The sequence below is a fragment of the Mesorhizobium sp. M0854 genome, from assembly GCF_040319815.1.
Taxonomy (GTDB): domain Bacteria; phylum Pseudomonadota; class Alphaproteobacteria; order Rhizobiales; family Rhizobiaceae; genus Mesorhizobium.
Genome location: NZ_JAMYOL010000027.1, coordinates 60,606 through 68,609, shown reverse-complemented (window position 1 = coordinate 68,609; position 8,004 = coordinate 60,606). Strand labels below are relative to the sequence as shown.

General features: G+C 62.7%; 7 protein-coding genes and 1 pseudogene. 3 read left to right on the top strand and 5 right to left on the bottom strand.

The features are described from left to right. Window positions 1–281: 281 nt before the first annotated feature. From NKH99_RS26955 to NKH99_RS26945, 3 genes are all read right to left on the bottom strand, one after another. On the bottom strand, window positions 282–1,826 hold the full coding sequence (locus NKH99_RS26955; RefSeq protein ID WP_353016568.1) for a DUF2778 domain-containing protein: 1,545 nt from the start codon (window positions 1,824–1,826) through the stop codon (window positions 282–284). 324 nt (window positions 1,827–2,150) lie between these two features. Next, a complete protein-coding gene (locus tag NKH99_RS26950) occupies window positions 2,151–2,297 on the bottom strand; it encodes a hypothetical protein (protein WP_353016565.1) in 147 nt (48 codons plus the stop codon). 173 nt (window positions 2,298–2,470) lie between these two features. Further along, entirely contained in the window at window positions 2,471–3,283 is an 813-nt protein-coding gene (locus tag NKH99_RS26945; RefSeq protein WP_353016562.1) for a class I SAM-dependent methyltransferase, read from the bottom strand. Between the two features lie 191 nt (window positions 3,284–3,474). Here NKH99_RS26945 and NKH99_RS26940 point away from each other — a divergent pair, with 191 nt between their 5' ends. Beyond that, a complete protein-coding gene (locus NKH99_RS26940) occupies window positions 3,475–3,897 on the top strand; it encodes a hypothetical protein (protein ID WP_352817350.1) in 423 nt (140 codons plus the stop codon). Window positions 3,898–4,194: 297 nt separating this feature from the next. Here the strand turns inward: NKH99_RS26940 and NKH99_RS26935 are convergent, their stop codons facing one another. Continuing rightward, a complete protein-coding gene (locus tag NKH99_RS26935; protein ID WP_352452320.1) occupies window positions 4,195–4,791 on the bottom strand; it encodes a cation efflux transmembrane domain-containing protein in 597 nt (198 codons plus the stop codon). 31 nt (window positions 4,792–4,822) lie between these two features. Next, window positions 4,823–7,022: pseudogene (locus tag NKH99_RS26930) on the bottom strand (heavy metal translocating P-type ATPase). Between the two features lie 75 nt (window positions 7,023–7,097). Here NKH99_RS26930 and NKH99_RS26925 point away from each other — a divergent pair. Further along, the gene (locus NKH99_RS26925; RefSeq protein WP_352679130.1) at window positions 7,098–7,511 is read left to right on the top strand and encodes a MerR family transcriptional regulator; all 414 of its coding nucleotides are present in this window, start codon (window positions 7,098–7,100) and stop codon (window positions 7,509–7,511) included. Window positions 7,512–7,583: 72 nt separating this feature from the next. After that, window positions 7,584–7,994: a hypothetical protein gene (locus NKH99_RS26920; RefSeq protein ID WP_353016556.1), complete on the top strand. Its 411-nt coding sequence runs from the start codon at window positions 7,584–7,586 to the stop codon at window positions 7,992–7,994. Window positions 7,995–8,004 lie beyond the last annotated feature (10 nt).

Sequence of the window (8,004 nt, the reverse complement as noted above, 5' to 3'; positions counted from 1 at the left end):
GGACGGCTCCCTTGTTTGAGATCTCAACGAACTCATTCTGGCACATCCGATGCCGTCGGGCGCCGTCCACCCCATCATGCCGTGACCTCTCCGCGCTGCAACGGGCGGGACTTTCTGATGCGGGAAGGACAGGAGGTGAAAGGGATCGCTACAGAACGGCTTTCAATCTGCGTCGTTGCATTCTTCGGCTGACGTAACGGCATGGATCCCAGGGTCTGCGCTCCGCTTCGCGTTCGCTCCGCCCTGGGATGCCGAAGCCATGAAGGGCTGCCGCGAGCGACCTAAGCCCCTCGCCCCTCTTGGGCGACGCGTGTCAGCGGCTTCGACAGGCGCGGCACCACGACGAGCCGCTTGATCTTGCCCTTCTTGTAGGCGGCGAGGAAGCGGGCATAGTCCTTGAAGACGACGCAGCCATTCGATTCGGCGCGGCCGCCGCGCAGCATGTAGGTGTGGGCGAGCAGGCCGTCGCGGCCATATTTGTTGCTGCCGCTGGCCGGCGTCAGACGGATCGCCTCGACACCGTGGAAGCGCGATTCGCGCATCGTCAGATTGTAGGTGTCCGGCGGCGTCGGACCGACATTCTTCTTGTGGACGTAGCGTGGCTGGTCGACCATCGCGCCCAGTCCCGAATGTGCCTCCAGCCGCGAGCCGTCGGGCATATAGACGGTCTTGGCCGAGATGTCGTAGACGGCGACGCCGGTACCCATGTTGGGCGTGGTGAACAGGTTCCTGAAGGCTCCGCCGAGTCCGCCGGAAGGCATGTCGGGCTTGGCATAGGCCAGCATGTCGCCGCCTTGCGTCTTCGAACGTTTGCCCGGCTTGCCCGACACACCCGGCACTGCCGCTTGTGACGAATTGCGAGGCGACAGGCTGCCGGGTTGCGTCTCGACCGGCGGAGCGTCGGCCGTCTGCACCTTGCTCGCCTTGGCGGTCCTGGAGGCCTGCGCCTTGGGCGGCTCCGTTTTCGATGCCTGATCCTTTTGCGCCTGGGCCTTTGGCGCCTGGGCTTTTGGCGCCTGGTCTTTTGGCGCCTGATCTCTTGACGCTTGAGCCCGCGGCGCCTCGGCCAGCTTATGGATGTCCGCCCGCGGACGCAGCGTCGGCAGCGGAATGCTGTCGGGCATGTCGTCTTGCGGCGGCAGCGAGGCTAGCTGGACCTCAGGTTCTTGCGGCTCTTGCGAAGCCGCGGGCTCGCTTGCCGCGATGGCTGCCGGGAGCACGTCGATCATCTGCTCCGGCAATGTATTCGCCAGCGCCAGCGCAAGGCGCGACGAGCGTTCGATCTCCGCCACCGCCAGCCCGAAGCGCACTGACGCCGGGCCGTTCGGGTCGGGTATGCGTACCGGCTCGGCGAACCGGGCGTCGGCCGGCAGGCTTGCGAGCATGACGGGTGAGCCGGCACGGGCAAAGGCGGCGGCAAGCTTTTGCGGCGACAGCGCGGCCTTGGCGACCACGTCGTCGAAGCTCGATTGCCGCGACGCATCGGCGACAAGCGGCACGGCGTTGCGCTTGAGGCGGGCCGATTTTCCCTGGTGGACGAAGTTCGACGCCGACCGCAGGCAGTTGGCATCGCACCCGTGCTGCAGCAGCTTGGCCGACAGCGCCGCGTTGGCCGCGGCCCATGTCGGGGCCTGCGCCTTTGCAAGGCTGCGGCGAGGATCGGCGAGCGCGATGGTGCGCGGCGCGAGCAGGCTTTGCGGGAGACCGTTGGAAGCGGCGGTGAGCGAGGTTCCCATCGAATAAAGGCCGGCCAAGGTCGCCACCGACCATAAAGCAATGGCTGCGCCGACGGCCGGAACCGCGACCCAGCGCAGGCCGGGCCTCATCGAAGTCAATCCAGTTGCAGGACTGTCACCCCGGGTTTTCGCACTTACAAACGCCATTCAACCACTCTCAATCGGCCGATGCCGGCTAGCGGATTTCGCAGCCGTGACATTCACAGTTCGCCTGGTGCCCCCAGCACGCTTTGCGTCTGTTGCCGATTGATTCAAAAGATGGACAAAGTTGGTTAACCAATCCCTCTACCGACCGCCGATTGGGCGACGGTCACACCGAAAAACGCCCTCCAAAACCTGCATAGTTGGCAAAACTGCCCTCCAATGATGACTTTGCTGCCCGTTTTTGTCGGCCGAGTCAAGAAAGCGAAATGACTAGACCTTGCTGGGCGGAGTCGGCCATGGCTGCGAAAGTGAAGCCGGGCCGACCAGAATCGCGCGGCCGGCCGCCGCCGCCATCAAGCCCCGGCGATCGTCAACCTGCCACTTGTCGACCTGCCACTTGGGCGAATGAACGATCATCGTCTGGGAAATCGGAATAGCGGCAAGACGTGTGCTGCATGGCAGCTGAACGTCGCAGGTGCTGGAACGGGATATCCAACACCTCGAGCAATTTCAGGAAAGTGCGAAACGGTTTTCCGTCCGGAATTGCGTCGAAACAAAAGACAGAGCGTTTCCGTGAAACGATGAACCGTTCAGACCACAGCCATGATTATGTGAGCCTGGATTTTGGCAGCAACCTCGCCGCTGCCATGCCTGTCTGCAATCGCGGCTGCGGCGTAGTCGGTTGCAGCGTCCAGCTTTCCCGCCTCTCTGGCCTCGATTTCATTGCGAAGGAGAGTGCCCTGGCAATAAGCAACGGCCGGAAGGCGCGGCGAGGAGGCACGGCTTTGTTCGGCTCTCGTCTCGATCACCACACCGGAAAAACCTGCGTCCTCCAGCTCGCAACGGATCAGTGCCGTATCGTGGTAGCCATGCGGCGTGCGTGCCAGAAAGCGCGGCGGATCGTTCGGAAAAATCCTCGCCAGGGCATTGGTCACATCGTCCGCAAATACATTCTCTTCGATGCGATCCCATACGCTGAATAGAAAATGTCCTCCGGGCTTCAGGACTCGCCGGGCTTCGCGATAGGCGGATGAGCGGTTGGGAAAGAACATCGCACCGAACTGACAACAAACGAGATCGAAGGCCGCATTTTCGAACGGTAGCGCCAGAGCATCAGCCTGACGCCATTTGATGCGATCGTCGGGAGCTTGCCGCGAAGCGGCGTAGTCGAGCATCGGCTGGTTGAGGTCGGTTACGACATAGCTTGCACCGGGCGACAGTTTTGGCGCCAATGCGCGGGTGACAACCCCGGTGCCCGCGGCGGTTTCCAAAACGGCGCTTGGCGACAATGACGCTGCTCGTCGCGCAAGATCTGCGGCGAACGGCTCGAAAATCAACGGCACCATATAGCGGTCGTAGTTTTCCGGAATTGAGCCAGCGAATACCTTGTCCGTTTCCAACATTGCTATCCCCCGTCGCCCGTTTGATGGCTCGCCAGCATAGCATGGAATTGTTTGCTGTTCGGTCGCATTCGACCGGGAGGCGGTTCGCTTCCGTAAGCTCCGAAACGCCGTGCTGCAATTATCTGCATGTGTGCTAATGTATTGTAGTCATGCGCATTGGTGCGTGGCCAAACATTAAATGGGAGGACGCGATGAAAACCATGAATCGCAGGTCCGCGATTGCTCTCGGCGTGACGGCGGCAGCGGTAACGCCTTTGTTCACGCTGGCGGCGGCGGCAAAGGTGAAGAAATACGGCCCGAAGGAAGGCAAGGAGATTGCACCCGGCGTCAGATTGGTCGAGGTCGGCACGGGCAATTCCGATATCCCCGCCTACAAGAGCATCTCAATTGTCGATATAGTCTTTCAGCCCGGAGCAGCCGCCCCTCAAATGGTGATGGACAACGACATGGTCTGCACCATTGCTGCCGGTGAATTCACGATCAAGAAGGCGGACAAGGAATTCAAGCTCAAGGAAGGTGACGTATATACCTGCTCCAAGGGCAAGACCGACGCGGCAGCCAACACCAGCAAGGTGGTCGGCATCCACCGCATCGCCGTCTTGATACCTGCCTAGCGTATACCGACGAAATCGGCCCGCGTCCGCTTCGGAGACGCGGGCCTTTTGATGACGTGCGTGGCCTTGAGCGGTTAATCGTTTCACCGCTTCGACCCGGTCGACTTCGTCCAAGTGTGGTGAGGCTCATGCTGCTCATGGTTTTTCCTCCCGATTTTTACTTATGGGCGGTTCTCCCTCCGACCGCTTTGAAAGGGTGCGATTATAGATCGCGCAAGTTTCTGGCTGACTGCTGGCCGGTATAGGGGCCTGCATTGGCGGATTGGCAATGCGGCAGCGCGCTGAGCGTTTTGGAGTTCACGAAACGGCCCGGTGCTCTTCCCGAGCTGCCTCCCAGACCTCGCGCGCCGCATCTGCATTCAGTGCCGCGATTCCCAGGCCGACGATCAAATCCGGCCACGCCGAGCGCCACAGGAAGGCCGTCACCAATCCGGCCAGTATGATCGCAATATTGGCGACCGCATCGTTGCGGGCCGAGAGGAATGCCGCCCTGGTAAGACTGCCGCTGTGATGGCGGTAGCGCGCCAGCATGTAGGCGCACGACAGATTGACCGCCAGAGCGCCTAATCCCGCCAGCGTCAGCGCCGTTGGCTGCGGCGGCACCGGCATGTTGAACTTTTCCCACGCGGTCCACAGCGTCGCCAGGCCCGGCACCAGCAGGATAAGCGCCAGCGCCATGCCGACCCGCGAGCGGGCACGCAGCGACCATCCCATGGCGAGCAGTATGAGGAGATTGACCGAGGCATCTTCCAGAAAATCGACGCTGTCGGCGAACAGCGACACCGAGCCGATCGCCAGTGCGACAGCGAATTCAATGCCGAAATAACCCAGGTTCAGCAGTGCGACGACAAGCACCACCCGGCGAAGGCCGTCCGACGCAATGGCTTGCTGCATGGTCTGTCCTAACACGATGCCGTTGTCGCTCTTACCAGCTGCTCTTCCAACGCAACAGCCGCATGGCATTGGCCGTCACCAACACCGTCGCCCCGGTGTCCGCGAGAATGGCGGGCCAGAGGCCGGTGATGCCGGCGATCGTCGTCACCAGGAACACTGCCTTCAGGCCCAACGCAATGGTGACGTTCTGCTTGATGTTGGCCATGGTTGCTTGGGACAGCCTGATCATGGCCGCAACGTCGCCGACGCGTCCATGCAGCACCGCTGCGTCAGCCGTTTCAAGAGCCACATCGGTGCCGCCGCCCATGGCAATGCCGACATCGGCCGCGGCAAGTGCCGGCGCATCGTTGATGCCGTCGCCGACCTTGGCTACCCTAAGCCCCTGCCCCTTCAACTCGCCGAGGACGCGCTGCTTGTCCTCAGGGAGCAGTTCGGCGCGCACCTCGATGCCGAGCTGTTTGCCGATGGCAGCCGCCGTGCGCTTATTGTCGCCGGTTAGCATGACTGTCCTGATGCCTGCATTGGTCAGCGCCTTTAGACCGGCGAAAGCATCCGGCCGGGGTTCGTCGCGCATGGCAATGAAGCCGGCCAGCGTGTTGTCTACAAGCAGCACCGCCACTGACTTGCCTTCATCGTTCAATGCCACGATGCGTGCCGCCTGGTCTGCTGGCAGCAGGTTTATCTCGCCCGCCGCGACTGGCGAGCCCAGAAACAGGTTCTTGCCGCCGACATGACCGATAACCCCTTTACCGCCGATCGCTTTGGCTTCGGCGGCAGGCGGCACGGGAACGTTGCCGGCTTTGGCCCTTTGGAGGATGGCCAAAGCGAGGGGATGGCTCGAGCCGATCTCAAGCGCTGCCGCGAGTGAAAGGATGTCGCGTTCACTGGCACCCACCGCAACGACATCGGTGACCTGTGGCTTGCCGAGCGTCAGCGTGCCGGTCTTGTCGAGCGCCACGGCGTTGATGGTCGCGAGCCCTTCCAGCACCGCCCCACCTTTCATCAGCAGGCCGCGCCGGGCTCCGGCCGAAAGCGACGCCGCGATCGCCGCCGGAACTGAAATGACCAGCGCGCACGGGCAGCCGATGAGCAGCAGCGCCAGCCCCTTGTATATCCATTCGTTCCAATCGCCGCCCAAGAGCAGCGGCGGTGTGGCGGCCACAAGCGCCGCGACGGCGACAACGCCGGGCATGTACCAGCGCGAAAAGCGATCGATGAAGCGCTCGGTCGGCGCCTTGTTTTCCTGCGCCTCCTCGACCAGCTTGATCACGCGTGCAATCGTGTTGTCTGCGGCGGTCGCCGTCACCTTGACGCGCAGCACGCCGTCGCCGTTGATAGTGCCGGCAAAGACCGTGTCGCCGACGTCCTTGCGCACCGGCACGCTTTCACCGGAGACGGGTGATTCATCGATGGCGCTCCCGCCTTCGGTGATCTCGCCGTCAGCCGGAATCCGGTCGCCCGGCCGCACGAGGATGATGGCGCCCACAGCCAGGCTTTCGGCCGGCACCTCGCGGGTCTGGCCGTCTTTCTCGACGAACGCGGTTTTGGGAACGAGGGTCGTGAGCGCTTGAATACTGGACCGTGCCTTGCCGGCCGCAACCCCTTCGAGCAACTCGCCGATCAGGAACAAGAAGACCACCGTCGCCGCTTCCTCGCCGGCACCGATGATGACGGCCCCGGCCGCCGCCACAGTCATCAGCATTTCGATTGTGAACGGAATGCCTGCGGCTGCGGCCAGCCGCTCGGCGCGCGATCGGAGCCAGGCCGAGCAGCATTGCGGCGATGAAGGCCCACGGGCCGGTCGCGGGCCAGGCGTAATCAATCGCGAAAGCCACGGCCAAGGCGACTCCGCTGGCGATGGCCAGGCGGCCCTTGGCGCTGTCCCACCATAGCTCCGACGCCGGCGCATCATCGTTATCATGTAACCCCGCTACGTTCTCGTCGTGATTGCGCCTTCCGTCGGCATGGTTGTCGGCGGATTGATCGGATGCCGGCGTCCCAAACTTGGAGGTCAGCGGAGCGACGGCGTAGCCGAGGCCGGTGACCTTCCTCTCGATCGCGCCGAGATTGCTTTCGGGAGTATGAGTGACCGTCAGAGTGCCCGCCGAAACGGATACGTTGATGTCCTGAACACCAGGCATCCGCCGCACGGCCGTATCGATTTTGCTGGCGCAACCGGCGCAATCCATGCCTTCCACGCGGTAGCGGGTCTGTTGTTTGGCTGCAGCCATGGTGAACCTCTTGTATCTTCGAGCGCGACGCTACATCCTCTAGCGACTAGAGGAGCAAGCGAAATGTCAACAGGTATGACCATCGGTGAAGCGGCCCGACACAGCGGCGTGAAGGTTCCAACCATCCGCTACTATGAGCAGATCGAGTTGCTTCCTGCCCCTGCCCGCAGCGAAGCCAATCGCCGGCAGTATGAAGCGGCAGACTTGCGCCGGCTCGCCTTCATCAGGCACGCGCGCGAGTTGGGGTTCGGGATCGAAGCCATCAGGGCGCTGCTGACGCTGCAGGATAATCCCAGCCAGCCTTGTGCGACCGCCGACGCCATTGCCCAGGCGCGTCTGGCCGACGTGGTTCAGCGGATACGCAGCCTTACAGCATTGAAAGCCGAGCTGGAGCATATGGTCGAAGGCTGCCGGCACGGAAAAGTCTGCGAATGCCGTGTCATCGAGGTGCTGGCGGATCACGATAAATGCGAGCATGCCCGGCACTGATTGGCTCCCCTTGGTCGCTATGTCACAGCATTGGCACTTGCAAAAACCGTACTTTGCGGTCAGCCTGAGCAGATGTTGGCTCGGCTGTCGCCAAAACATATGCTTGTCACGCTGCTCGCGGTCTTCCTGACCGTGGGGCTCAGCCTGTCCGGTGCACAGGCCAGCATCATGTCGGCAACGATGACGGCCGGCATGGCTGCCGGCGATGGCATGAGCATGCCCGCGGGGCCCGGCATGGACAAGATGGCCGATGCCGCCATGAAGGGTGACTGCAAGGGATGCCTCAAGGGTGCCGGCGATGACGGCAAGGGGATATACTGCCCGCCGACCTGCATTGCCCCGGCGCTTGCGTTGCTGCCGCAGAAGCTCGAGATGACGGCAACCCCGCTGCCGTCGCAAATATCGCCGCTGCCGGTGCCGTTCCTGCACGGACGAAGTTCCCTGCCCGACCCATACCCTCCCAGACCCAGCGCTCTCGTCTGACGCCGTTTCA

Coding starts and splice junctions, on each gene's coding strand:
- NKH99_RS26955 (WP_353016568.1), bottom strand. CDS start 1,826: ATGAGGCCCGGCCTGCGCTGGGTCGCGGTTCCGGCCGTCGGCGCAGCC.
- NKH99_RS26950 (WP_353016565.1), bottom strand. CDS start 2,297: ATGATCGTTCATTCGCCCAAGTGGCAGGTCGACAAGTGGCAGGTTGAC.
- NKH99_RS26945 (WP_353016562.1), bottom strand. CDS start 3,283: ATGTTGGAAACGGACAAGGTATTCGCTGGCTCAATTCCGGAAAACTAC.
- NKH99_RS26940 (WP_352817350.1), top strand. CDS start 3,475: ATGAAAACCATGAATCGCAGGTCCGCGATTGCTCTCGGCGTGACGGCG.
- NKH99_RS26935 (WP_352452320.1), bottom strand. CDS start 4,791: ATGCAGCAAGCCATTGCGTCGGACGGCCTTCGCCGGGTGGTGCTTGTC.
- NKH99_RS26925 (WP_352679130.1), top strand. CDS start 7,098: ATGACCATCGGTGAAGCGGCCCGACACAGCGGCGTGAAGGTTCCAACC.
- NKH99_RS26920 (WP_353016556.1), top strand. CDS start 7,584: ATGTTGGCTCGGCTGTCGCCAAAACATATGCTTGTCACGCTGCTCGCG.